Genomic DNA, 24103 nt, shown 5'->3' on the forward strand with positions numbered 1-24103 from the left:
CAGGGCGCCCGCACCCCAACCACCTCACACAGCGTGACCGGCGAGCGCGCCCGTCACCGCCGCACCCCCCACTAAATTCGAAGACCCGGAGAAGTTGGCCAGCATTTCGGGGATCTGGAAGCGAGAGTGTCCCTTGCTGACCACTGTGAGGACCCGGTTGAACTCCAGTCCCTTGACTCCGTGTTGTGTGGCGAAGGGCGTGCAGCCGCCGAGGTGCTCGTTCAAAGCCAGCAACTCCGCGTACGACACCTGGCGCAGTTGTTGGTACTCCTTCGATCGAGCCGCCGCCCGGGCATGGGCCTTGTCGTCACTCATGGCCTGTGGATCGGTGCCGGATGGTGACACGGCCTTCCGGTGACGCTCGCGCACCTTCCCCAGGCCGTCGAAGAGTTGCTGCTCAAGGCAGAGGTCGAGGACGTCGCCGACCGTGCCCGTCTCGCGGGCCTCCCTCAGTTTCGTCAGGAACGTCATCCATTCCTGCTTGGCGGCCGGCGAGTTGATGGGTGGACGGCCACGGGGGTCGAGTGCGTCGAACATCGCGCCATAGCGCTTGTTCCGGTGGTGGAGGAGGGCCGGTTCCAGCGTGTCCATGAAGAAGGCCATGGCGTGGTCCTCCTTCCTCACGTAAGAGTCGTTGCGCCGAAAGGCCCCGTGGAGCTTCTGATATCCCAGTTCGCCGGCGATCGTCTCGTGCGTGAGCATGAGGATCTTCGTGCTGGGCTCATCCGCCCGCACCTGGGCATCGTTACCGGATACTCCAGTGCTCCATAACCGGTCGCGGACGTCGTCCAGTACCCATTTCCGGGCCGCGTGGGCCGCGTCCCAGCCGAGCTGACCCTTCCGGTGGTGAGTAAGCCTCGTCCCGGCCCATTCGTTGGTGTGATAGACGGCGACGGTGCCCTCGCCAACTCCTGACGCCGTGGTCTGTGTCAGTTCGGGACGCATCGTGTTCAGGAGGTTCACGACGGCGCGCTGCGAGCGCCGATTGCGCCGTCTGAAGACCGGTGTCGGGCGGGCGTCCTCGAGTGCCCCGCACGCGTTGTCGTAGATCTGCTGCCAATGGTCCCCGAAGAAGCCGCAGACGGGGCTGCGCGCGGTGGCCTCATCGCCCGGCGTGCCCAGCATGGCCTCCACCAGACCGGCAGGGGTGTCCTGGTACTCGTCCACGAAGACGATCGGGAACCGGTCGGCAGCCAGGGCCCGGAACTTGGGGAGGGCGAAGAACGCCCTCGCGAGGACGGGCAGATCGTTGTGCCCCAGCTGCACGCGACGGGTGTCGTGGTCCACTTTCTGGAAGCCGGTGCTGTACTCGACGGTGTAACCGTCCAGTGAGGTGTGGCCCTCCATCTTCGACAGCATGATGTCCAGCTCGACGATGTGGCGCAACAGGTGCTTACGGAAAGGGGAGAGCAGCTGCCACAGGAAACCATGGATGGTTTCGGCGAACACGTACGGGCTGCGGTCGGTACGGCTGATGATCTCGTCGCGGGCCACATTGGTGTAGGTGACGCAGGCGATGCGCTGGTGGGGCCACGGGAGGTAGCGGGGGCGGTCAGCCAGGATGCTCTGGAGCGCCTCGATCAGTGAGCTGGTCTTGCCCGCACCGGCACCGGCCTCCACCTTGAAGTGACGGCCCGCCTGGAGAGCCGTCAGGATCGTGTGCGTGACGTCTTCCGCCTCGGTCGTCACTGGACGTCCGCCTTCGTCGCCGTCCCGTCCTGTGCCATGAGCCACTCGAGGCCGCGCCTGATGTACTTCGGGACCTGCCAGTCGTGGTCTCCGAGGGCGTGGTCGAGGGCGAAGTCGACCTTGCTGCGCCTGGTCTCCACGCTGCTACGGGCCTGTTGTTCCAGTTCCTCGGCGGGAGCGGCACCTGTGGGGATACCGAACAGGGCCCGGTTGGCCAGCGCGAAGGCGTCCTCGAAAGTGCGGCCGCACGGACCGCCGGGCTCCTCCGGCACCTGGTAGGCGAGGCACATGCTGCCGCCGGCGATCGGCGGGTCCGTCTCGGCCAGCTGCAGCAGCTCGGCCACCGTGATGTCGGCCATCTCGGGGGACCACGCCCTGATGGACTGGTTGGACGTGCGTCCGGATTCGGACACCAGGCACTTGCGGATCTTGGGATCCCTGTCGTCGACGGGATCAAGATCCGTGATGATCAGGGCTGGGATCCCGAGGACCTTCAGCAGCGGATAGAACCTGTGGGCATGCGCCCCGCCGACCTCCATCAAGGTCACGTACTGGTGCTGGGGCGTCTGTCCGGGCCTCCTCGCCGCCAGCTTCTCCTCCGCAGCCGGGACGAAGATACGCTCGCTGGCGCCCTCGACGAGGATGGCCTTGTCCGCGAAGTAGAGGTCGGCCCGGGTGAGGGTCAGGTACTTGCGGAGGAACCTCTCGTCGCCGGTCACCTGGGACAGGTCCTTGATGACGGTGCGGGCCGGCCCCGGCTCGCTTCCGCTCTCCACGGTGTCCTCCTCCTTCCGGAAGTACCGGATGTCGGCGAAGTGTCCCCGGTTGGCTACGTGTGCCGAGTGGGTGGTCACCACGAACTGAGCGTTCCACCGGGGGCTGCTGTCGATTGCGGTGCTGCTCTCCTCGACCGCTCCCTTTTGCCCGGGCATCGTCGCTCTCATCTGCGCGTCGATCCGAGGGAACAGATTGACGGAGTACGTGAGTCGCTGGATGAATGCCTCCTGCATCTGCGGATGCAGATGGGCCTCCGGTTCCTCCAGGAAGACGAGATGGATCCCCGACTCCGGGGAGGTCGCCGTGTGGTCGCGATAGCGGGTCTTCGAATTTAGTGGGGGGTGCGGCGGTGACGGGCGCGCTCGCCGGTCACGCTGTGTGAGGTGGTTGGGGTGCGGGCGCCCTGGACGCAAGGAGCCCGCGGGCCTTCGTGATCATGGTTGTTGTCTAGGCAACCGATCATGAAACCCCACGGGCTTGAACAGCGACGATACCGGCATCAACGAAGCGGCAACGCGACTTCTGGGGCTGGAGGGGGTGAGTGTGACGCAGGTCAAGGACGACGGGGCGGGCGGTTCGACGGTGTACGTGGTCACGAGCGAGGACTCCGCCCGGGCCTGCCCCTCGTGCGGGGTCTTCGCCACCCGGCTGAAGGACTACCGCACCACCCGGCCCCGGCACCTGCCCTGCGGTGGACGCCCTGTGAGTATCCGGTGGCGCAAGGCACGCTGGTACTGCGCCGAACCCGCGTGCGAGCGCGGCTCGTTCACCGAGGCGATCCACGCGGTGCCCGCCGGGATGCGCACCACCACCGCCCTGCGCCGGGCGGCGGGGGCCGCGGTCTGCGACGGATCCCGCACCGTCGTGCAGGCCGGCCGCGACCTGTCCTTGAGCTGGCCCATCGTGCAGCGATGCTTTGAGGACTACGCCGCGACGGTCCTGCCCGAGACGCCGCCCGCGACCGAGGCGGTCGGGATCGACGAGACCCGGCGGGGCAAGCCGGTCTGGGCCCAGAACCCGGCCACGCAGAAGTGGGAACTGGTCGCGGACGCCTGGCACATCGGCTTCGTCGACGCGATCGGCGGGCAAGGACTGTTCGGGCAGGTCGAAGGCCGCAACGCCACCTCGGTCGCCGACTGGCTCAGCTCCCAGCCCGCATCCTGGCGGGCACAGGTGCGCTACGTCGCCATCGACCTGTGTTCCACCTTCCGCGCCGCCGTCCACCGTGCCCTGCCGCACGCGACCGTGGTCGTCGACTGCTTCCACATCGTGCAACTCGCCCAGCGCCACCTCGCCGACCTGCGCCGACGCCTCACCTGGCGGCAGCACGGCCGCCGGGCCCGCAAGGGCGACGGCATCTACACCGTCCGCAAACTCCTGCGCCGCAACAAAGAAGACCTCACCGAAGACCAACGCCTCCTCCTGAAGACCGAGTTGGAGTACATGGGTACCTACGGCCGGCAGATCCACGCGGCCTGGCAGGCCAAGGAACTCCTGCGCGACCTCCTCGGCCTGGCCGTCAGCCGCACCCACCACGCCCCCGACCGCTCCGCGATCTCCGCCGCCCGCCACCGCTTCTTCACCCACGTCGCCGACCACGCCCACCTGCACGAACTCCTCACCCTCGCCGAGACCATCGAGCAGTGGTGGGACGGCATCGAGACCTACCTGACCACCGGCATCACCAACGCCGCCTCCGAAGGCAACAACCGCCTCATCAAGCTCGAAGCGCGTAACGCCTTCGGCTTCCGCAACCGCGCCAACCAGCGCCTACGCTCACGCTGTGCGACCACCCGCCGGAGCCGACGGCAGGCGCACCCCCACTAAATTCGAAGACCCGCGATAGCAGGTGAAGAGCCTGAGCAGAATCATCACCAAGTTCCGCGTACCGAGGCCGTTGTACGACTCAGGGAACCGCACACCGGCCACTCCTGGATAGTGAATGCGCGCGAAGTTCCTGAGCAGCCTCTTGGAGTCCAGCCGGGCGGCCGTGACGAACTCCTGGTTGGCCAGACCCGGATAGCCGAATGCCTTCAACGTCGGCGCCACCCGTTCGCGGACCTTCTGGAGGCTGCTGTCGAGACTGCCGGAGGTATCCACGAGTGTCTTGTCGATGTTCGCCGCGAGCTCCTCCAGCCACGTCGCGTTCTGGCTCTTCTCCGCCGCGGTCAGCAGTTACTCGAAGACCGCTCCGATTGGTGCGGCATGCCCGTCGCTCTCGTCGTCCAGCCCTCGCTGCGCCTCGACGAAGTCCACCCTCACCAGGGTGCGCACGTCCGCGAGGTCGACCGGTCGGACGTTCGCCTCATCGGTCGGGTCCACCGCCATCACCGACATCTCGAAGTGCTTCGGGATGCCTCTGCCCAGCTGCTCAAGCGTGGCCGTGGCATCCGGCCCCACCGGCACGCCGCCGAAGAACTCCTTCAGGGCACCGTCCCCCAACGCGAAGGCGAACCTGATCACCACCTCGGAGCAGTCGGGGTCGAGGTCCACCACGAAGGGGGCCAGGGGTCCGTACTGGCCGCAGTCCTTGTCGTAGGAGATGTGGAGGGTGAGGGTGACTGCCGGAACCGTGTCGCGCGCCTGCTCTGCCTCGCCCGAGGCGAAGAGGCGATGGGCGGCCAGGAACTCCTCGTAGCAGTCGGCGGAGAAGTCCTCGATGCGCAGCGCGGCCTTCTTCCTCGCCACGAAGAATTCGAACAGTTTCGCAAGCGAGGTCTTTCCCGTGTTGTTGCGTCCGACGCACAGCGTCACCTTGTCGGTGAAGGAGAGCTCGGTTCTGCGGAGCAGCCGGAAGTTGCGGATGACCGCCTTGGTGAGCCGGGGCGGCACCGGGACTACGGTCCCGTGTGGTTCGGCGGAGCCGTCTCGCGGGCCTGGGATGGCACGCGGCTCACTGGGCTGGGTCATCGCGGCTCCTTGCTGCGCTCGTACACACCCTGGGACGTCCGGCGGGAACACACAGCAAAGGGAGCCACAAGCCCCATGAGATGCCGTCACCCCTCAGGATCTGGGTCCGCATCTTGTCACCATAAATCTCTGAATGCACAGCGGTCACATTCGATTCAATTTCGGTCACCTATCGATCCGAATTCATTCCCGAATGTTCGAGATACGGCACCCATACGGCCACCACCTCACAGGCCAACGGACCGGGTGAGAGATGGCCATGTACGAGGCAGGGCTCCGTCAAGTTCCGCGGATGAGCGGGTGGTTGACGATCAGGGCCGGTAGGAGCGGATAGCAGTGCAGGCACGAGGGTTCGTGATCATTGTGGTGACTAAGCCAGATGATCATGAGGATGTCCCGTGCCTGCCGTTGCATCTTCCCCTATACCTGCCGTGCTGGAGAAGCTGGGTCCGCTGGATGCGGACCGGATCGCTGACCTGTGCCCCTACCTCGCATCGGTGCCCGATCCGCGTTCTCGCCGGGGCCGCTGGTACTCCCTGGTGTCGATCCTGCTGGTGTGTGCCTGCGCGGCCGTGTCAGGTGCGAAGAGCCTGGACGAGATCGCCGAGTTCGCCGAGCGGGCCACGAACACCCTGCTGGCGACCCTGAGGATCCGCCGTCACCTGCTCGGCTGGCGGCGCAGCCCCAAGCCGGTCACCATCGGACGCGTCCTCATGGCGGTCGACGGCGATGCTTTGGACCAGGCCGTGGGCGCCTACCTCGCTGACCAGCACCGCAAGTCCGCGTGCGCGGATGCGTCAGCGGCCCGACCGCGGCGGGTCATCGCCGTGGACGGCAAGGCGCTGAAGGGCTCGGCCCACCTGGCCGCGCCGCGCCGGCACCTGCTCGCGGCGGTCACGCATCACCCCGTCGCCACGCTCGCACAGGTCGAGGTCGGCGCGAAGACCAACGAGACGCGGCACTTCAAGCCCCTGCTGGCACCACTCCACCTCGCTGACGCCGTGGTCACCTTCGACGCCCTGCACTCGGTGAAGGCCAACATCACCTGGCTGGTCGAGACGAAGAAGGCACACTACATCGCGGTCATCAAGACCAACCAGCCCACCGCGTACGCCCAGCTCGCCGCTCTGCCCTGGACATCGATCACCGTCCAGCACACCGCCTCCGCCACCGCCCACGGACGGCGCGAGTCCCGGTCGATCAAGACCTGTTCCATCGCCGACAGCCTCGGCGGGATCGCCTTCCCCCACGCCCGCCTCGCCATCCGCGTCCACCGCCGCCGCAAGCCCACCGGCAAGCCCGAGAGTCGCGAGAGCGTCTACGCCGTCACCAGCCTGGATATCCACCAGACCAGCCCCGCCGGCCTCGCCACCGCCATCCGCGGGCACTGGGGAATCGAGAATTCCTCCCACTACATCCGAGATGTCACCTTCGCCGAGGACGCCTCGACCGTCCACACCGGCAACGCGCCCCGCGCCATGGCTACCTTCCGCAACCTCGCCATTGGCACCCTGAAGATCCTCGGAGCCGACAACATCGCCAAGACCACCCGCGCCATCCGCCACGAACCCGAACGAGCACTCGCCATCCTGGGCATCACCAACAACCCCGACACTCACGGAACTTGATCAAGCCCTGTGTACGAGGCGCACAGCGTGACCGGTGCTCAGCGAAGGCGTTGCGCCAGGAGCGGTGAATGGGCCCACATCAGGCCCGGTGCCAGCCCATGTCCAGTCCCGTCGAGTCCTTGAGGACCTGGTTTAGCGCTTCGAACTGTCCGACGTCATCGAAGAGGCTGCGGGGAAGGTGGTCGTGAGCGAGAGGGCCGACGCCGTGCAGGACGTCGTCGTACGCCGACGCCACGGCGGCACCTATCAGTAGGTCCGTCGCCTCATCGAGGCCCACGTGCTCCGCCGGCCACCGGTACTCCCCCTGACTCACCTGGCACCGGGAACAGCCACTGCATGTCCCGGTCGGGCTTGATGAACCTGGTCGCTCCCTCGCCCAGGAAATTGACGCCATAGTGCGAGATCGAACAGACGTCTCTTTCCCGCAGGGCAAGCAGGCGAGAAGCGCACATGAGGGACACGGCAGGCGTCCGCGCGGACAGGTGCATGGGGGGGTCGTGGCAGCTTCCCGGAGGGTCGAGAGGTCGGACAGACGGGAAGCCACGCTTCCCATCCGGAGCCCACTGCGCTTGGCCAGCGTGTGCTGGAAGCGGACCGTCGCCTCGTGGCTCGGATACTGGAACTCCAGGTCCGCCTCCCAGCCCGTCATCGTCTTGGCCGCCGTCACGAAGCGGTAGGGAGGGTAGAGCTCTTTCCAGTCGACGGACGGGTCGTCGGAGTTCAAGCCCGGGACCACGGGGTTCAGTGCGAAGTGATGGCCAGCGCGGTCCGACCCGCCCGTCGCCATCAGGGCGGCACGCGGACACAGTTGCCCGGCGCGGCCGGAGCCATGTGGCGAGCCAGAGTTCCCGCTTCCGTCTCCGCTGATGCCGGGGCGGACTGCGGACCGGAGTGATAGAGAGATGCCGGTACGACGATCCTCACGGTCTGTGTATGACGGCCCTGAACCCGGAAAGCGGCGACGATGTTCTTCAATGGCCCCGCGCACGTGCGCACCGATGCCAGGCTCTTCCCGGTCGGCACCGGCGTCCCCGTCGAGCAGGATCTGCCAGTCCAGCCAGAAGACTTGGCGCGCGCGTTGTTCATCACGGGCAGGGCCCCATACGACCAAACCAAGCACGGGAGGTCATCGGCATACGAGTGGTGCCACAGGGTGGCGGTCCTGCCCGCCTATCTCAGCTGGAGCGATGATCCGGTCCGTCGCATCACACGTACCGACCTCGCCCGCGAGCTCGACCCCTCCGAGAAGGGCATGCTGTCCTACACCCTGGGGCAGGCCATGTGCCAGATCTTCGCCGAGAGGCAGCTATCCGTCCGGTTCTTCATGCACGTCGCCCGCTACGCTTCCGCCTACAATCTCACCTTCGCCCCCGGCCGGAGCCGGGCGGACTTCTTCGGAGAGCTGACCCTCGGCGGTTATGTCGTCGCGGAAGCCAAGGGCCGCTCGGGCCCGCTGACGAATAAGCTGCGCGAAGCCATGGAGGAACAGAAGAGGACAGTCAAGACCATCAAGGGCAAAGCGCCGAAGATCGCATACGCGAGCGCGGTGCACTTCTCCTCCCCCCATAGCCCCATGCGTCTGACGGCAATCGCCCCGGACACAGCCGACCCTCGCGCCGTAGACCTCCCCGTCGACCCGGACCTGCACGTGCTGGCCTACTACACGCCGTTCCTCGACGCGTTCGCCCATCAGGAACCACTCGTTCTGGGCGACTACGTCGTGGCTGGCTTCGCGGCGCTCGGCGTAACACTCGGGGTCTTGGCGCCGGTGCTGCAACGCGTGGAACGGGCGGCTCGACGCAACGAAACCGCAGGTCTTCGCGACGACATCCTGGGCCTGCTCGCCCGCCACCGGCCTCGCCAGGAGCGCACGCTCTACACCGACGGCACTCTCTTCGCGGCAGACTGGACGGTTCCCGAGGACCGGCGCCGCCCAGGCCGTCGGGACAGCGAGGTACTCCCCGACTTCCTGCACGAGGCGTTCCGCAGTATGAACGAGGAGGAGGACGACTGGCGAGTAGTGTCCGTGGAGGAGGGGGACCTCGACTGGCGGGATCTGTCCCCTGCCAGGGGCTACATGCCAGGAATCTTCCCCCAGGGTGATCTCCTCAAGGGCTGAGGCATGGACGGCCGCCGGGCACCCTACGGCGGCTGCAGATGCACCACCGTGGTGTGGACGCCGCCGAGAGCTGTTGGCTTGGCGTGAGCCGCTCCACCATCACGCGTCCAATCCGTCAAGTGCGGCACCCACTGGGAGGCCGGGGCTGCCCCGTCGCCCCGGACATCCGCGGGCCGAATTACTCCGGCACGTGCGCCAAACCGAGGAGACGCACTCAGCGCTGCACAATGCGTGTGCGGACGATAACCCGCGAAGGACCCTTCGGGAACGGCAAGGGCCTGAATCGCTGGGCAGCGACTTCACGCTCCACCCGGGGCGCCCCGCCCAAATCGAGCAGCAAACGATCGAGCTCACCAGCCGGAAGACGCTCCAGCATCCGGACCATCTCGCCAAGCTCGTCCCTGACCGACGTCATCGCTCACCCGCGAGGTCGAGATCACCCTTGCTCGTCTCGGCCACACCCTCAGCGCGTTGGGGACGGCGCCACGGACGGGCGATTGGACCGGACACCGCCCGCCACCACGCCTCCACCGGCAGACTCCCCGCCGGCTCGAACGGCTCACCCGGCCTCGGGAACGCCACGGCAGCGGCGGCGAGCCGCCCACTTGGGTGTACTCGGACTTCGCTCCGTTAGACCAGGCCGAGATACAGCTGACTTCGTCCACCTTCTGTTATCTGACGCTGTCGCCAGTCGAAGGGTTCGGGATCGGCGACGCTCGCGCGCGGCACAAGGGCAACGTCCCGGTCTCCGTCCCTGACGCCAGTGCAAGCACGAACTCGCCATGACGAGGCAGCGGCGGCGCGTACTGGAAGCCGTTCTCGGTGCGGGTGATCACGATGCTGCCTGCGCAGCAGCGACTCGCGGAGCGGCCACGGGCCATGGCCTCGGAGAGATGCCCTTCGGGTGGCGGCGGAGAGCCCAACTCGTGGCAGTGGACCGACAGCTGCGTGCAGGCGATGTGTGCGTCGGGTGCCGCCGCCCGTACTCCTTCGATGATTTCTGGTCGCGGATTGGCCGTTCGGCCGCTCGTCCCCATCGAGAAGATCACCATGCGCGGGTCAACCGCGGACGTGAGCGAGCGGGCGAACTCCACCGGATTCATAGCCCCGGGGAGGCCGCCGTGATGCGGGAAGACGAGTACATCCGCGCAGAGTTGCTGACTCCGGCGATCCAAGATGTCCCGTAAGCCGACGCCGTCGATGTCGCTCGCGAGGAGGACAGCAGCCGCGCCGTCGAGATGAATCCGGATGACGGCGGACATGGTGTTGCTCGTCACCGTGCCGAACCGGGCATCGCGCGTGCGCGGTCCCGAGAGCGCCATCAGCGACCGAGGATGACACACTTCAAGCTCTGCCCGACCCACCCGGATGGGCAGGCCCGTATCCGTGTAGACCGGCAGGATGCCCGTGATGCGCTTGTCGTCGTACACGAGCTGTAGAGTTTCCTGCAGGTGCCGCCACGCCCGAGTGTCCTTGGACGCGTCGGTGTTGACCCGGACGCGGCCGAGCGACCACCGCGGGTCCAGGAGGAGTCTGTTCATTCCCGCGATGTGATCGTTGTCGACGTGCGAGACGACGACTTCCTCGAGGTCCGTGCAACCGAGTCTTTCGAGTTCAGCGTGTGTGGTGTCGTCCGCGGCGTCGACAACCGCGCACCGTTGCCCGTCGCGGACGATGGCGGAGTTGCCATGACCCACATCCAGGATCGTGACCGCAAGATCACCCTCGGGAGATACGCCCTGACGGGGGAGAAAAGAAACGGTCACAGGGCGCGGACTTCCTCGGACAGTTGGGGGGCCAGGGAAATGTGTGCGAAGCAAAGGTCCTCAGCCCGCGGGGCGTAGCAGTTGACCTCGGCCCGTAACCAGGTGCCTGGCAGTAGGGCGTCGGCTTGGATCCCGGTGTCCTCCTCGAAGCGTAGGAGTGGCAGGTGCGCCACCTGCGTCAGGCTCCAGCCGCTGACCAGCACCTCGGCATACGGCGTTTCGCCTGCCAGATGCACGGCGAGGACCTCGACCGGGGTGCGGAACCGGCTCCGCTCTCGTGACCACCTGCCGGCCGCCTCTTCGAAGGCGTATCGGACGGCGCCAAGGACTTCTTCTTCGTCGGCCTGCTTGCGGACGACCGCGGGAATGTCGGCCCGCCAACGGTGGATGGAGGATGCCTCGTGGGTGCCTACATGCGAACTCATAACGATGGCCGGGAGCTTGTGAGGGCTGCTGTTGGCCCGGGCAGCGAGCTCCGCTCCCGTGAACGCGACCGGCCAGCTGTTGCTCAGCTGATGGTCGCAGACGAGTACGTCTAGAGGGGGGAGCGTCGACAGATATTCCTCCGCCGTGGCGCGGGGCTGCGGCCGGGGCATGATCAGAGCCTGCATGTCGAAGTCTTCGAAGAGCCGACCAAGGGCTTCCGCGTCGGCCTTCACATCGTCTACGATGCCGACCCTGCGGACACCCTCAAGGTGCAGAGCCATCGTCACTCCTCCCGCTCGTCGTTCGTGGTCCCGGCGGGGAGGGTTGTCGTCGAGGCAGGCAACTCGACCAGGAGCCGGGCCCCTCCCAAAGGACCGTTTTTGAAAGCCTTCTGACGGCCCAGCATGTCGCCGACCGTGTCACGGACGATGGTCAGACCCAATCCTGTCCCGCCGTCTCGCGTCGTGAATCCGGGAACCCAGATCTCTTCGGTCGAGGCATCCTGGATCCCTGGGCCCGTGTCATCCACGATGAGGCGAATCCACGGGGTGTCCTTGTCGACGAAGGAGCACGTCGCGAGGTGGATCCTGCGCTCGGAACCGCCGTCCGTACGCGTCAGCGCGTGGATGGAGTTGACTAGTAGATTGGAGACGATGGATTCGACAGCAGCCTCGTAGGTTCGTACGCGAAGGTTCTGGCAGTCGAGGTCCTGGGTGACGTGAATGCCGCGGTCACTTAGGAAGTTGTGGAACAGCCGCAATGTGGCCAGACACACTTCGTCGATGTCCACGTGTGTCAGATCGCGCTTCTTGCGGACAAGGAGTTCCAGGGGGAGCTTCGCAAAGATTTGCAAGGTGCGGGCCCCGTCCGTGATTGCGCTCAGAGACGGTTTGTAGCGATCGTCGACGATTGCCGGATCGAGGTCCCGACGCACCCTCCGGTCGACCGTGCGCACTTCCTGGAGAATGCGATCAGCGGGCTGCTGCGCCTCATGGGCGAAAACGGCGGTACTCGTTCCCACCGTGGCGAGAGCTCGGTAGAGGAGCAGCTCAGAGTGGAGATCCTTGATCTCGCGCAGACGCTGGTCCGCGAGGAGCTGCGAGGTGGTCAGGATGCGCTGTACCGACGCACGGTCGAAGTTGCCGTCCAGACGGCCCTGATTATCCGCCAGTTGCTCTTCAAGGGCCTTCTTGGCCTCAGTGAATTCGGCCTCGGCGTCGGCCGTCTGCGCCTTCGCGCGATTGCGTTGATCCTGCCGTTCGGCCTCGCGAATCTGGCGACGGCGCTGTGATGCCCACTCGATCGCGGACCGGGCGAACTCACGTAGCTCACCGAAGGCCGCGTTCTGGACGAAACCGCTACGGTCCGTCTTCGGCTGGAGGCGATCTTCTGGGTCGTTGACGACCAGAGCCCCTACGGAGTTGTTCGTGTAGGGCCGGAATTCGGAGAGCACAGCACGGCGGACATTGATGCTCAGCCAGTCGTCGTCAGGGTCGCCGTAGGGCTGGACGCGCAACCCGTGGTGATACAGGTGCACACCGCCGACGTCAGCGAGCCAGCTCTTGATCTCCGATGTCGGCTGAATCGAGTCACGCAGGGCGACCGAATGCCTCGGGTTGAGGTTGAACATCCACAGGTCGAACTTGGCCGCAGGGGAACTCGTGAAGAGACGTTGGCCGTCATCGGTGGTGGTTCGGCGTCGGACTCCTGCGGCCGCGGACCGAAGGTCGCCCGCCGTTGCGGTGCCGATCAGATGCCCTTGGTGGTCCCTGAGTTCCGCCGACTGTCTACCATCTGCACCGAGCCGCCCCGACAGGTGGAACTCGGCCCACTGCAAATGTTCATCAGTCACGGCTGAGGTGAGGTCCTCGTATCCGAACGCCGTTTGATTCCAGAGGATCTTGAAGGTCGACTCGGCCTGAAAAGGGCCCGTGAGCAGCGTGAGCGAGCGCGTCAGCCGCTCGACATCGGCGACGCTCAACCCCTGCCGGAGATCGTGTATCTCGATACGAGTTCCCACGCGGGCGTGAGGCTGGACGTCGCGGAGTTCGAGCGCTACGTCCTCCACCGCATGGGCGGAGTCTAGTTCGTCCCAGTCGATACCCAGGGTGTACTGCACCCCTGGGGTCGCCGCTGATCGTGTCGTGACCTTCACTCGTCGGCCCAGGCGAAGCGCCGCAAGACGCCCGAGCCCCTTCTCGCCGACCCGCCTTCGACCGCTGCTGGTGAACGGCGTCGACGGTTTCCTCGAACTGCCGATGAGCAGAAAGTCGGAGGTGAGCTCGGCATCGGTCATACCGTGCCCGTCGTCCGAAACGATGATCGAGCCGCCAGGGCGCGCGGAGTCGACCAACTCGATGCTGCACTCGGTGGCGTCGGCGTCGTACGCGTTGCGTACCAACTCCATGATCCCCATGTCCGGATGCGGAACGAGCTCTTCACCAAGACGCGTGAGGATCTTGGGCGCGAAGCGCAGATAATGCCTGGCCAACCGGCGCCGCCTCTCATCAGCAGTGGGATCCCAGCATGCTAGCTGCATAATGACCCTGCAAGCGCAGCTTTCTGACGTAACGTCACAGCAAGCCACCCAGGCTCACTGAACTGTTGCATGATCTGGTGGCAGCGCAGTTTTGGAGCCCAGGCTGCGGGTGGGGCAATGATGGTCTTGAAGCTTCCCCTAGATCGCGGGCACCTGGAGACTGGGACGTGTGAGCCCAGAGGAAGCAGTGCCAGATGGGAAGTAACGATCTCGGGGGAAATAGCGATCGTACTGGTCGGGCCGTGACATGAGAAGGACCGCACGGGTTGGGTGAGTTGTGAGGCTGACCTGGGCCCGCGCGGCAAGCAGGCGGAAGGGGCCGGCCGTAAGCCGAAGCTGGTCTTCTACGACCGGCTGCTCGTCACCCTGGTCCACCTGCGACACCAACTGCCGCACGAGGCCCTCGCCGAGCTCTTGACGGTGGACCGCTTCACCCTCTCTGAGGCGATCCGGCAGGTCCGCCCGCTGTCGGCGGCCCGCGGATTCGCGGTGCCCGATTGGCCCGGCCTGAGACTCAAGACGCAGCGGGAGAGACTCAAGCGACTGTGCAAGCTCGCCGCCGAGCAGGCCAAGACGATCGAGATTCTGAAAAAGCGACGGCCTTTTTCGCGAAGGAGAGGGACCGGTGAGCGAGATGTACCGGTTCATCTGCGTGGAGAAGGCCCAATTCACAGTTGTCCTGCTGTGCGCCGTCCTCGGCGTGGCCCGCTCCTCGTACTACGCCTGGGAAGCCGGCAAGCAGGCCCGCGGGGTGCCCGAGCGCGAGGACCTCGCCCTGGTCCAAGAGATCACCGTCATCCGCGTCGCGTCGAAGAGGACGTACGGCGTTCCCCGGGTGCACGCCGAACTGCGCCGCCGGGGCGCCCAGTGAACCGCAAGCGCGTCGAGCGGCTCATGCGCGAACACCGTATCGCCGATCACAGCCGCCGCACCAGGCGTCGCACCAGGCGTCGCAGCCCCACCCGCGCCGACCGCAAGGCCGCTCCCGCTCCGGACCTGATCGGGCGCGATTTCACCGCTACCGCCCCGCGCCTGCGGGTGGTCGGCGACATCACCTGTGTCCTCACCGCCGAGGGCTGGCTGTGCCTGGCGGCCCGGCTCGATCTGGCGACCCGTGAGGTGATCGGTTACTCGATGGCCGATCACCACCGCGCTGGCCTGGTCGTCGACGCCCTGGACTTGGCCGCCGGCCTGGGCCTCCTGGAGGACGGCTGCATCATCCACACCGACCGCTTGAGTCCGGGGAGTACACCTCGGCCCGGTTCCGGGACAGGCTGGGCGAGTTGGGGCTACGGCAGAGCATGGGGCGGACCGGGAGCTGCTTCGCCGCCGCCGACGGTTTCTTCGCCGTCCTCAAAGAGGAGATCGGCACACGCATCTGGAATGACCGGGCGAGTGCGCGAGCCGACATCTTCACGTTCATCGAGATCGAGACCTACTACAACCGCAGGCGCCTGCGCATACATCCCAACTGGGGCTACCTCACGCCCCACGAGACCCGCCAGCGCCACCACGGAACGAAGCCAGAGCACGCCCTCACCGCATGACAGAACCCTGTCCAAGATCACGGGGAGGCTTCAGTTCCGAGCCGTGGCCACCCGCTACCTCGCTGGCCTCCGACTCGCCTCCCTCATCCTCTGACTCCGTGAACCATGATCGTTTTGCCAGACACGGCCTTGCTCAGCGCTCCACGATGCGTATTCGGACGACAATCCGAGACGGGTCTTCCAGGGAGGGCAAGGACCTGAAGCTCTGAGCAGGGGCTTGATGCTCCGCCCTGGGCGCCCCGTCCAGGGCCCGGACAACACCATCGCGCTTCTCAGCCGGGAGACGCTCCAACATCTGGACCGTCTCCCAACTCGTCACCGACCGACGTCACCGCTCACCAGCAAGGTCGAGATCACCCTTGCTCGTCTCGGCCACACCCTCAGCGCGCCGGGGACGGCGCCACGGACTGGCGATCGGACCGGACACCGCCCGCCACCACGCCTCCACCGGCAGCTCCCCCGCCGGCTCGAACGGCTCACCCGGCCTCGGGAACGCCACCGCCTGACCAGCCTCCTCGGCCTCGTACTTCGTCCACTCCCCCGGCTCCGCCCACGCGTGCAACGCCAGGTTGAAGGTCCCCCAGTGGATCGGCAGCAGAACCCCGCCCGGACTGCCTCCCTGCAGGTCAAGATGGGCCTGCACCCCCTGGGCCGGCGACATGTGAATGTCTGGCCAGGCTCCAGGCAGCGGCGTATAGTCCGTGTGGTTCTTGGGCCATATGACGCTCTATCAGACTCAATTAGCCACAACTTCAGCAGAGCCCAAAGGCTGGCTTCAGGCCCTCGGCGGCGCCCTGAAGCTCACCGACGCCACCCCCAAACTGCTACAGGTGGCCTCCCATCTCACCCCCCGGCCCGCGGCCTCTGAGTCAGAGATTCGCCGCCTACTGCCGACGAATCTCTGACTCAGATCACTAGCCGCGTGCTCCTACGTCGCGCCGCTGCTGACCGACCGGGCCGGTCTCGCCACCGGACTGGTACCGCTGGTCCTCGTCGGCTTCGGACTCGGTGCGCTGGCCGGCTCGCTCGTGGGCGGCCGTCTGGGTGACCGTCGCAGGCAAATGGTGACTGTCACCGCCGCCGCGGACGGGGTGCTTCCCCTGCTGGCGGTCGTCCTGCTGGCAGGCTCCGCCCCCGCCGTGATCGTCCTGATCGCACTGCTCGGCTTCTTCGGCCTCAGCGCCAATCCGGTCCTGGTGGCCCTGCCCGTCCGCCACGCCGGCCAGGCGTCCACCCTCCGCCTCAGCACTGACCTTCGCGGCGTTCAACCTCGGCACCACCATCGGCTCCGGGATCGCCGGCCGAACCCTCGACTCCGGCCTGGGCCCCACCGGCCGCGCCGTCGTCGGCACCGCCATCGCCGCCCTGACTCTGATCCGCACCTCGTCCTGGCCCGGCGCCACCGCCGCCCTGCCCCGGCCTGCGCGGGGACCCGTTGAGCCCGGATGCGGCTTCGCGGACATGCGGGCGCCGACCGCAAGGACCGCATCCCCTTCGACACCCTGGACGCGTTCTTCACCAGGAACTTCACCTGACCGCCCCACTCCACGGCGACCGATGCGGAGGGGCTGCTCGCGCTCAGCGGTCGACGGCGTCAGCGGCACGCGCCCTCGCTGAAGGTCGCGTGGGAGACGTAGAAGGCGAGCATGTCCGGGTCGGGTGGCGGCAGGTCCTCGGTTCCCGGAAAGGCCACGGGCGGCTCCGGGTCCGGAGTCAGTGTGACGCGGACGCAGTACTCGGTGTCGGTGTCCTCGGTGCCGACGGTGTAGCCGCCAGCCTCCTCCTTGTGCGTCTCGACGCCGTGCCCGGGTCCGATACCGCTCTCCTGGATCGCCTCGGCGATCAGGAAGCCACGGTCGCCCGCGAGACTCGTGTAGTGCCCCTTTCCGTCCAGATCCGCGACGCCCTTGTGGACGGCGTCGCGGATCTCGCCCTCACTCCACGTCGACTCGGCCCGCATGCCGAACAGCCCGCCGAGCGCGATGAGCGACGCCAGGACGATCAGTGCGAGACCGACCGGGTTGCGGTGGTTGTAGACGTACCGGCCCGTTCCCCACCCGCTCCTGACGAAGACCGGCTCCTGGCTCACCATGACTCCGATCCGGGATCAGCCCGACCGGGCCCCGTCCGCACGGCGTTCACCCACAGCCGGCGATGCGTGCGAGGTTCGTGGCCGCCTCCCGAACGATCGCCGCGCTGTTGCGGATCGCGGTGTCGCTGTCGACGAGCTCCTTCTCCTGCTGCTCGCCCTTCTTCGAGGGCGCGATGAAGGTCACCGTGATGTACGGGGCGGTCGAGCCCATGCGGGCGGCGCAGCCGTCGGGCAACACGGCCCTGGCCTCCTCGGGGAGCGCCCAGCCCTTGAATCCGGAACCGAGGGGGACGGAGTCTTTCCGGGGACCGGAGTCATGCCGCTCGTCCGCGATGACCAGGTTGAAGGTTCCTCGGCGGGAGTCGCTGCCGGGGTTGGCGCGCATCACTCCGCATGCCTTGAACACCGCGTCGTCACTGCCCTTGCCCTTGCTCTCCCACTCCTCCGCGCTGACCTCGCCCCCCTTGCCGTCGTCGATCAGCTCGGCCGTCTGCCGGCTGAGCGCCCCGTGGCACAGGGCCTGCGCCAGCGGCGGTCTCTTCTCGTCGTCAGGCCAGATACTCGCCGTCACGACCGCAGCCCCGGCGACGCCGAGCACGACGGTCAGCGGCAGCCACTTCTTGTGCATCGGTCACTGGCCCATCGACTTGTCGGCGTCTTCCATGCCGTTCTGGTACCACTGCTCGGTGATCGTCTGGAGGTGGTCCTCGAACTCGCCGGGGCTCCTGTCCAGCTCCGTCTCCGTGAGCCCGCGATGTATCGCCATCCCGCGCAACATGCCGTACATCTGCTTCTGGCCCTCGTCGTAATGCTTGATCATGTTTTCGCGGGTCGCGGCGTCGACCTTGGCGTTCTCGTCGTTCAGGTTCGCGCTCAGACCCCAGTCAATCGAGCGCTGGACCCCATCGCCGACGATCGGGATGGGAGTCAGCAGCCCACCATACACGTGGTAGTTGACCATCTTGTTCCAGTTGTTGGCGTCCTTCTCCGCCTGCCCCAGGTCATAGATGACGTCGCCGCGCACACCGTCGAGGTGACCGAGCGCCGACGCGGACTGCTTGACCCAGGCCCGCAGCTCCGGGTCCTCCTTGCGGAAGGACTCCTCCGGGAAGCGTGACAGCCCCTCGCCGATCACGGCGGTCTGCGAACCGTGGATGGCCTTGAAGGCGTTGGGGTCCTCGGCCGTGGAGCGGATGATCCGGGTGAGGTCGCCGCGGTCGATCTCCAACTGATTGAAGTCGGTCGGGCCGTCCATCTTCTTGCCGAGGATCTGGTGCACGTCGGAGCCGTAGTCGGCGATCATGTCGGCCATCGGCAGTCGCATGGAAACGGGGATGGCGCTCTGGTTCGTCCTGAGCTCCTTCGTGTACTCGCCCATCACCCGCTCGAAGATCGCGGTCTCGGCGCCGTCGTGGTGAGCCGGCACCGGGTGCATCGGCGAGCCGGGGGCACGGCCGGTGGCGGCGGCCTCGAGCGCGAGACCGAGCTCGGCTCGGGCCGAGCTGTGCTGCAGCTCCCCCGGCATCTTGCTCTCGACCTCGCCGCCGGGCCACTTCCGGTCGTCCAGGAAGTACTTCAGGTTGTCGGTGGTGTTCGGGTCGAAGTAGTGGGTGGCGGCGGACGGGTTGCGGCTCATGGCGTTCAGCAGGCCCTTCATCGGGTCCTCCTGCGTGCCCTGCCAGTTCTTCATATGGCCGTCGTACGGGTCGTCCGTGTGCGTCTCCCAGTCCCGGATGGTCTCGGCGACCTCTGTGAGGAAGGCCTCGCTGTACACCGGGTCGCCCTCGTCCTTCTGCCAGGGCGAGGACTTCTCCTTGGGGTCCTTGTTCGGGTCGTAGACCTGCAGGCCGTCGTTGTCCGCGGCCATCAGCTTGGTCAGCGCGCTGAGCCCCGCCGCTCCGCCGCCCAGCTGCCCCGGGTGCCGGTTCGGAAGGCCGTTGCCGTCACGGGCCACGGCGATGAGGCGGTCGGTCCAGGCAGAGGTGACGCCGCCGGGGGAACCGAGCGGCGAATCGGGTCCTGTGGCGGTGGCGAGGCTCCCGGACAGCGCCCGGTAGAGGCGGGCGTCGGTCGCGGAGAGCTGGCCGTCGCGTCCGCCGTGCTCCAGGCTGCTGGCCAGCAGAAGTACGGCCTCCTGCTGCTCCCGACCGTTGAAGCTGAGGTTGGTCATGAGCTCGGCGGAGAACGCCGGCGATCCCTGGCCGTCCTCCACGAGCCTCAGCAGCCGCTCGCGCTCCTTGTCGTCGAGGTGCTCCCAGCGGGCGTAGAGCTTGGCGGCCTCCCGGCCGTTCTCCGCCTGCTGCTTCTCCTCCTCGCGCAGCCTCTTCGCGTCGGCGATTCCTCCGAGGTCGGTGCTACCGAAGTCGTTCGGATGGTTCTTGATCAGCGCGCGCAAGCCCCAGGCGCATAGCTCGTCCGCCTCGGCGGCACGCTTAAGGATGCCCTCGATCTTGCCGCGCAGCGCCTCGAACTGCGCCTCGGTGGCCACCGGTTCCGTACCGTCGGCCGACCGGCGGTCCGGGTGGACGCGGTGGCTGATCACACCGTTGGGGTAGATGGTGATGCCCGGCGGAGGGTTCTCGTACGTCGCCTTCAGGTCGTCCTGGGCCGACTTGAGCAGGGTGTGCGCGTCCTGGAGGAGGTCGCGGACGGACTCGGCCTCGGTGACCGCGTCACCGAACTCCTTCGCCGTCTTCGTGACGAAGCCCTTCGTCACCGAGGCGTTCTCGCCCCGCCAGGTCGACTTATCCGCCTTCGTCTTCATCGCCGACGCCTCCGTCTTGAGGGCATTCAGCTTGGCGATCATCTCCGTCCACTGGGTTACCGCGGTCTGCGCCGGCCCCAGCTTGGCGTTCAGGAGCTGTTCGAACGTGGGCATGAGAGCTCCTTACCGGAAGAACTGACTGATCTTGGACACCGGTACGGCTCCGTCGTCGCCGGGCGCGACCGGGCCGACGATGCGCAACTGCGCCGCGATCCAGTCGTCGTCGGCCTTCGCGGACTTCTTCGTGAAGTTCAGGTGGTTGGAGATGTGCGCACATGCCTGGAGCAGGGTCCTGACCTGTGTCTCCCAGGTCCCGTTGACCTCGCTCAGGGCGGCGCCCGCGTCGAAGCCGTCGCCCTTCAGGCCGCTCGCCGCGGTCTCGCTCGCCGCGCCGGCGTGCTTCCCGCCCGCCTGGAGCCCGTTGAACAGGCCGTACGCGGCGTGGCCGATCGCACCCAGGTCGTCATCCTCGATGACGTAGTCCGCCGATCCCTTCGCCGGCGTCGAGCCGCCCGTACCGCCGGCCTGGTTCAGTCTCATGGCGGCGGCCGCCTTGACCGCGGCCCACTCACCCTCGAACGACATCGTCGCCACCCCCGCGTCTTGACGGTCGGAATCGCGCCGTCGGCCATGGGCACCGCACAGGGCCCACAGGCCGAGCAAGAGTAATCGATCATACATACGGGCACTTCCGACCTGGCCGACCTTCACTCCTCCCGCACGAGAGAAGCCCACATCAGCGATGGACGCGGAGCCGAGACACGGCAGGGAGTATGTGGGGAACCTTCGATCGCGGTCCCCAACTGGTCCCCGACCGGTCCCCAGAACGGTCAAGGGGTTTGACGACAGGCTCTGAGCTTGTTCTTTATGGTGCGACCGCGTGGCGTTCGGCTTTGGTCTTGGGCCGCTTGACTGTTTTGCCCACGTCGTAGCGGGTGGCGGGGTGCCGGTTCTTCGAGCCGAGCGGTCTGCCGGGGCCGGGTCTGTTGGGTTTCGGCGCACGGGCCGGGCAGGGGAAGTTGCTGCGGAGGTTCCTGAACCCTCGGCGGACTCGGGCCGGGGTGAGCCGTCCGGGCTCGGCCGGCTTCTCCCAGGGGCGGCGGAGGTCAGCGGCGAGTGGCCGGGTGAGGCGGAGTTGCGTGTGGGCGGCGATGACCAGCCAGGTCCACCGGTCCGCCGCCTCGGGGGTGCGAAGTTTCGGACGGGTCCAGCCCAGCGTCTGTTTGATCATCCGGAAGGTGTGCTCGAGATCGAATCTGCGAAGGAACGCCTGTCAGCGCAGGTCGACGTCATCGCCCGGCAGGCGGTGGCCGACGACCACAGCCAGACGGGGAGTGGGTCGTGGCCCCCAGGCAAGCGGTCGACCTCCAGCCGGATCACGGTGCCCTCGATGACGGGCAGTTCGCCGGTGTGGTCAATCCACGCGGAGCGGGTGGTCAGCCGGGGATGGATGCGGTCCCAGGCCATCGCGCGGGCGGTGCCGTAGCGGTCGGTGACCTGCACGGTCGCGGCATCGGGCTCGCCCCAGGTGTCGGGCCTGGCGAAGCGGAACTCCTTGCCGTGCTTGGGCGGCCGCCCGCCCTGTGGCGGCGAGACCCACGGGACCGGGACGAGCTTGCGCATCACGCGGTCCGTGCGCATCCGCCCCAGCACCTCCACAGGCAGTCCTTCCAGCAGGTAGGCCATGCGTGGGGCGTCGTAGCCGGCGTCTAATACTGCAACCGCATGTGGCGTGACGGAGTGTCGTGTTGGTCGTTGGGCTGACTGTGTGATGAATCGCTGACGGTCGCGCAGATCGAGGACTGGTCCGACGGGATAGCTGGTCTCCATGCCCGGTTCGCAGGACGTTTTGGCAGGTCGGAGCCGCGTGAGCGGGCGCTGGACTACCTGTCCACCTTGCTCTCGCCGCTGGAGAAGAAGAACGGGTGGACGCTGGCGGAGCAGGCCGGCCAGCGTCGGCCGGACGGTTTCCAGAGACTGCTGAACTTCGCCGACTGGGACGAGCACGCGGTCCGTGACGACATCCGTGACTTCGTCGTCGAGACGATCGGAGCGAAGGATGCGGTCCTGATCGGGGACGACACCGGGTTTTTGAAGAAGGGCGTCAAGTCAGCCGGAGTCCAGCGGCAGTACTCCGGCACGGCCGGACGCACGGAGAACTGCCAGATCGGCACGTTCCTGGCCTATGCCTCCGCCGCGGGCCGGGCCTTGATCGACCGCGAGCTGTACATCCCGGTCTCCTGGACGGACGACCGCGAGCGGTGCCGGGCGGCCGGGATCGGTGACGAGGTCCCGTTCGCCACGAAGATCGAGCACTTCAAGTGGATGCTGCAACGCGCGATCGACGCACGCGTCCCCTTCGCCTGGGTCACCGCAGATGAGGCATACGGCCAGGTCAAGCACCTGCGGGCCTGGCTGGAGGAACGGCACGTCGCCTACGTGCTGGCCACCAAAGTCAATGACACAGTGACCACCGCCGACGGCACCGACGCCGAGGTCCGTGCGCTGATCACCCGCCTGCCCCGGCAGGCATGGAAGCGGATCTCCGCCGGTGCGGGCGCGCACGGCCAGCGATTCCACGACTGGGCCCGGATCGCGATCCGGGCCCAGTGGGTGGACGGTTTCGGGCACTGGGTCCTGGCCCGCCGCAACATCAGCGACCCCACCGAGATCGCCTACTACGTCTGCTACGGGCCCGTCACCTCGCGGCTGAAAGACCTGGTCAGGACCGCCGGAGCGCGATGGCAGGTAGAGGAATGCTTCCAGACCGCCAAGGGAGAATGCGGCCTGGACCACTACCAGGTCCGTCTCTACCGGGCCTGGTACCGGCACATCACCCTCGCGATGGCCGCCCTCGCCTACCTGACCGCCATCCGCGCCACAGAAGCCGCAAAAGGGGCAGCCCAGACGACGAGCGAGGCCTCATACCCCTCAGCGTCCCGGAGATCCGCCGGATGATCGGGCACGTCGTCATCACACCCCAACGCCACACCAACGAGCATCGTCTGCGCTGGTCACACTTCCGACGCCGTAGCCAAGCCCGAGCCCGCCGCTGCCACTACCAACGCCGAGGCCACGACCCACACATGCGGTTGCAGTACTAAGACGACCAGGATGTCGCGGTCGCCCACCGTCCAGCGGCCCATGTCGATGAGGTTCTCGACCACACGACGGACCTGGGCCGCGGTGACCTCGGCGACGTCGTCGGTCGGCCCGAGCCTTAGCGCGTCCAGGATCTGGCACCATGAGGACCGGCCCGGCTCCAAAGCGGCGACGAACGAGTAGGGCCAGCCAGGCACGAACTGATCCGAGGACCGGCCGCTGCGGCCGTAGACGTGACAGAACAAGCGGTCCGGATTGGTCGGCGCATCGGGTCGGAGCCAGTGGGTGACGTCCACCGCCAGGACCAAGCGCCCGTCAGTGGCCTCGGGTTGCGGCAGCCCCGCCAGCACCTGCCGCAACCGCGGCGCATCCACGTTTCCCCCGGTTCAGCGCGTCGTACATCGCACCATGCCCGCGTCGATGCTCGGCCGTCAACGTCAGATCCACCGGCGCAGTCACCGGCCCGTTCTCGCACAGCATCGCGTCGAACAGCTCGAACAGCGTGTCACCGCGCCGGGACGGGCACGAGTAGAGCCCTCCCGGAAGTGTGACGCGAAGTCGAACGCATCGCGCCGGGCGTCGTCGTGCAGCAAACTCACCTCTGCGGCCTTCGTATGAACCTGATTCCGTGGCGGAACGCAGGATCATGCGAGGGCCGTCCGCCTGTCCGGCGAATCCCCAGGTGAGTGACGTCGCACGACGCGCTGTTCGAGCTCGGAGGTTGAAGAACTAGCTAAGAGCCGC

The 24103-nt window shown here is 67.0% G+C and carries 19 protein-coding genes and 5 pseudogenes; 7 read left to right on the top strand and 17 right to left on the bottom strand.

Annotation, left to right across the window (positions count from 1 at the left end; genetic code table 11):
* Window positions 1–24 precede the first annotated feature (24 nt).
* Entirely contained in the window at window positions 25–1689 is a 1665-nt protein-coding gene (locus tag FEF34_RS04890; RefSeq protein WP_171052827.1) for a UvrD-helicase domain-containing protein, read from the bottom strand.
* Window positions 1686–2879 carry an ATP-dependent nuclease gene (locus FEF34_RS04895; RefSeq protein WP_138052013.1) on the bottom strand — a complete coding sequence of 398 codons (1194 nt, stop codon included), beginning with the start codon at window positions 2877–2879 and terminating at the stop codon, window positions 1686–1688. The genes FEF34_RS04890 and FEF34_RS04895 overlap by 4 nt, the downstream gene beginning before the upstream one ends.
* Window positions 2880–2943: 64 nt before the next feature.
* On the opposite strand from FEF34_RS04895, the gene FEF34_RS04900 reads away from it, so the two are divergent.
* Window positions 2944–4293 carry an ISL3 family transposase gene (locus tag FEF34_RS04900; RefSeq protein WP_199800618.1) on the top strand — a complete coding sequence of 450 codons (1350 nt, stop codon included), beginning with the start codon at window positions 2944–2946 and terminating at the stop codon, window positions 4291–4293.
* Here the strand turns inward: FEF34_RS04900 and FEF34_RS04905 are convergent.
* Window positions 4243–4566 carry an ATP-binding protein gene (locus tag FEF34_RS04905; RefSeq protein WP_138052014.1) on the bottom strand — a complete coding sequence of 108 codons (324 nt, stop codon included), beginning with the start codon at window positions 4564–4566 and terminating at the stop codon, window positions 4243–4245. The genes FEF34_RS04900 and FEF34_RS04905 overlap by 51 nt on opposite strands.
* A 75-nt stretch (window positions 4567–4641) precedes the next feature.
* On the bottom strand, window positions 4642–5376 hold the full coding sequence (locus FEF34_RS04910) for an AAA family ATPase (RefSeq protein WP_138052015.1): 735 nt from the start codon (window positions 5374–5376) through the stop codon (window positions 4642–4644).
* 431 nt (window positions 5377–5807) lie between these two features.
* Here FEF34_RS04910 and FEF34_RS04915 point away from each other — a divergent pair, with 431 nt between their 5' ends.
* Window positions 5808–7004: an ISAs1 family transposase gene (locus FEF34_RS04915; RefSeq protein ID WP_138051345.1), complete on the top strand. Its 1197-nt coding sequence runs from the start codon at window positions 5808–5810 to the stop codon at window positions 7002–7004.
* Window positions 7005–7083: 79 nt separating this feature from the next.
* Here the strand turns inward: FEF34_RS04915 and FEF34_RS41045 are convergent, their stop codons facing one another.
* Complete coding sequence (locus tag FEF34_RS41045; RefSeq protein ID WP_171052828.1) at window positions 7084–7239, bottom strand: hypothetical protein; 156 nt, start codon at window positions 7237–7239, stop codon at window positions 7084–7086.
* 729 nt (window positions 7240–7968) lie between these two features.
* Here FEF34_RS41045 and FEF34_RS04920 point away from each other — a divergent pair.
* Window positions 7969–9123, top strand: a complete 1155-nt coding sequence (locus tag FEF34_RS04920) for a hypothetical protein (protein ID WP_138052016.1) — start codon at window positions 7969–7971, stop codon at window positions 9121–9123.
* A 411-nt stretch (window positions 9124–9534) separates the two neighbouring features.
* Here the strand turns inward: FEF34_RS04920 and FEF34_RS42590 are convergent.
* From FEF34_RS42590 to FEF34_RS04940, 4 genes and pseudogenes are all read right to left on the bottom strand, one after another.
* Window positions 9535–9717: pseudogene (locus tag FEF34_RS42590) on the bottom strand (MBL fold metallo-hydrolase); the annotation flags it as partial.
* Between the two features lie 77 nt (window positions 9718–9794).
* On the bottom strand, window positions 9795–10889 hold the full coding sequence (locus tag FEF34_RS04930; RefSeq protein WP_138052017.1) for a ComEC/Rec2 family competence protein: 1095 nt from the start codon (window positions 10887–10889) through the stop codon (window positions 9795–9797).
* Window positions 10886–11596 carry a DNA-binding transcriptional response regulator gene (locus FEF34_RS04935; RefSeq protein ID WP_138052018.1) on the bottom strand — a complete coding sequence of 237 codons (711 nt, stop codon included), beginning with the start codon at window positions 11594–11596 and terminating at the stop codon, window positions 10886–10888. The genes FEF34_RS04930 and FEF34_RS04935 overlap by 4 nt, the downstream gene beginning before the upstream one ends.
* A gap of 2 nt (window positions 11597–11598) precedes the next feature.
* Entirely contained in the window at window positions 11599–13806 is a 2208-nt protein-coding gene (locus FEF34_RS04940; protein ID WP_138052019.1) for a sensor histidine kinase, read from the bottom strand.
* Between the two features lie 318 nt (window positions 13807–14124).
* Between FEF34_RS04940 and FEF34_RS42595 the strand changes: the two are divergent.
* The 3 genes and pseudogenes from FEF34_RS42595 to FEF34_RS04955 form a co-directional block, all read left to right on the top strand.
* A pseudogene (locus tag FEF34_RS42595) lies at window positions 14125–14325 on the top strand (transposase family protein); the annotation flags it as partial.
* A 163-nt stretch (window positions 14326–14488) separates the two neighbouring features.
* Window positions 14489–14725 (top strand): IS3 family transposase, encoded by a 237-nt coding sequence (locus FEF34_RS04950; protein ID WP_234043056.1) that lies wholly within the window; start codon window positions 14489–14491, stop codon window positions 14723–14725.
* A 412-nt stretch (window positions 14726–15137) separates the two neighbouring features.
* Complete coding sequence (locus FEF34_RS04955; protein ID WP_138052021.1) at window positions 15138–15401, top strand: IS3 family transposase; 264 nt, start codon at window positions 15138–15140, stop codon at window positions 15399–15401.
* Window positions 15402–15729: 328 nt separating this feature from the next.
* On the opposite strand, the pseudogene FEF34_RS04960 reads toward FEF34_RS04955, so the two are convergent.
* From FEF34_RS04960 to FEF34_RS04995, 7 genes and pseudogenes are all read right to left on the bottom strand, one after another.
* A pseudogene (locus FEF34_RS04960) lies at window positions 15730–16077 on the bottom strand (MBL fold metallo-hydrolase); the annotation flags it as partial.
* Between the two features lie 238 nt (window positions 16078–16315).
* Window positions 16316–16669, bottom strand: coding sequence for a hypothetical protein (locus FEF34_RS04965; protein ID WP_138052022.1), 354 nt, complete (start codon window positions 16667–16669; stop codon window positions 16316–16318).
* Between the two features lie 326 nt (window positions 16670–16995).
* Window positions 16996–17493: a hypothetical protein gene (locus tag FEF34_RS04975; protein WP_138052023.1), complete on the bottom strand. Its 498-nt coding sequence runs from the start codon at window positions 17491–17493 to the stop codon at window positions 16996–16998.
* Between the two features lie 46 nt (window positions 17494–17539).
* Window positions 17540–18121, bottom strand: coding sequence for a hypothetical protein (locus FEF34_RS04980; protein ID WP_138052024.1), 582 nt, complete (start codon window positions 18119–18121; stop codon window positions 17540–17542).
* A gap of 3 nt (window positions 18122–18124) precedes the next feature.
* Entirely contained in the window at window positions 18125–20371 is a 2247-nt protein-coding gene (locus tag FEF34_RS04985; RefSeq protein ID WP_138052025.1) for a DUF6571 family protein, read from the bottom strand.
* 9 nt (window positions 20372–20380) lie between these two features.
* A complete protein-coding gene (locus tag FEF34_RS04990) occupies window positions 20381–20842 on the bottom strand; it encodes a hypothetical protein (RefSeq protein ID WP_138052026.1) in 462 nt (153 codons plus the stop codon).
* Window positions 20843–21122: 280 nt separating this feature from the next.
* A pseudogene (locus tag FEF34_RS04995) lies at window positions 21123–21973 on the bottom strand (transposase); the annotation flags it as partial.
* Between the two features lie 78 nt (window positions 21974–22051).
* Between FEF34_RS04995 and FEF34_RS05000 the strand changes: the two are divergent.
* Entirely contained in the window at window positions 22052–23215 is a 1164-nt protein-coding gene (locus FEF34_RS05000) for an IS701 family transposase (RefSeq protein ID WP_138051846.1), read from the top strand.
* Between the two features lie 146 nt (window positions 23216–23361).
* Here FEF34_RS05000 and FEF34_RS05005 read toward each other — a convergent pair.
* A pseudogene (locus FEF34_RS05005) lies at window positions 23362–23958 on the bottom strand (transposase); the annotation flags it as partial.
* Window positions 23959–24103 lie beyond the last annotated feature (145 nt).

Origin of the sequence: Streptomyces marianii (genome assembly GCF_005795905.1) — a bacterium.
In the GTDB taxonomy this organism is placed as follows: Bacteria; Actinomycetota; Actinomycetes; order Streptomycetales; family Streptomycetaceae; genus Streptomyces; species Streptomyces marianii.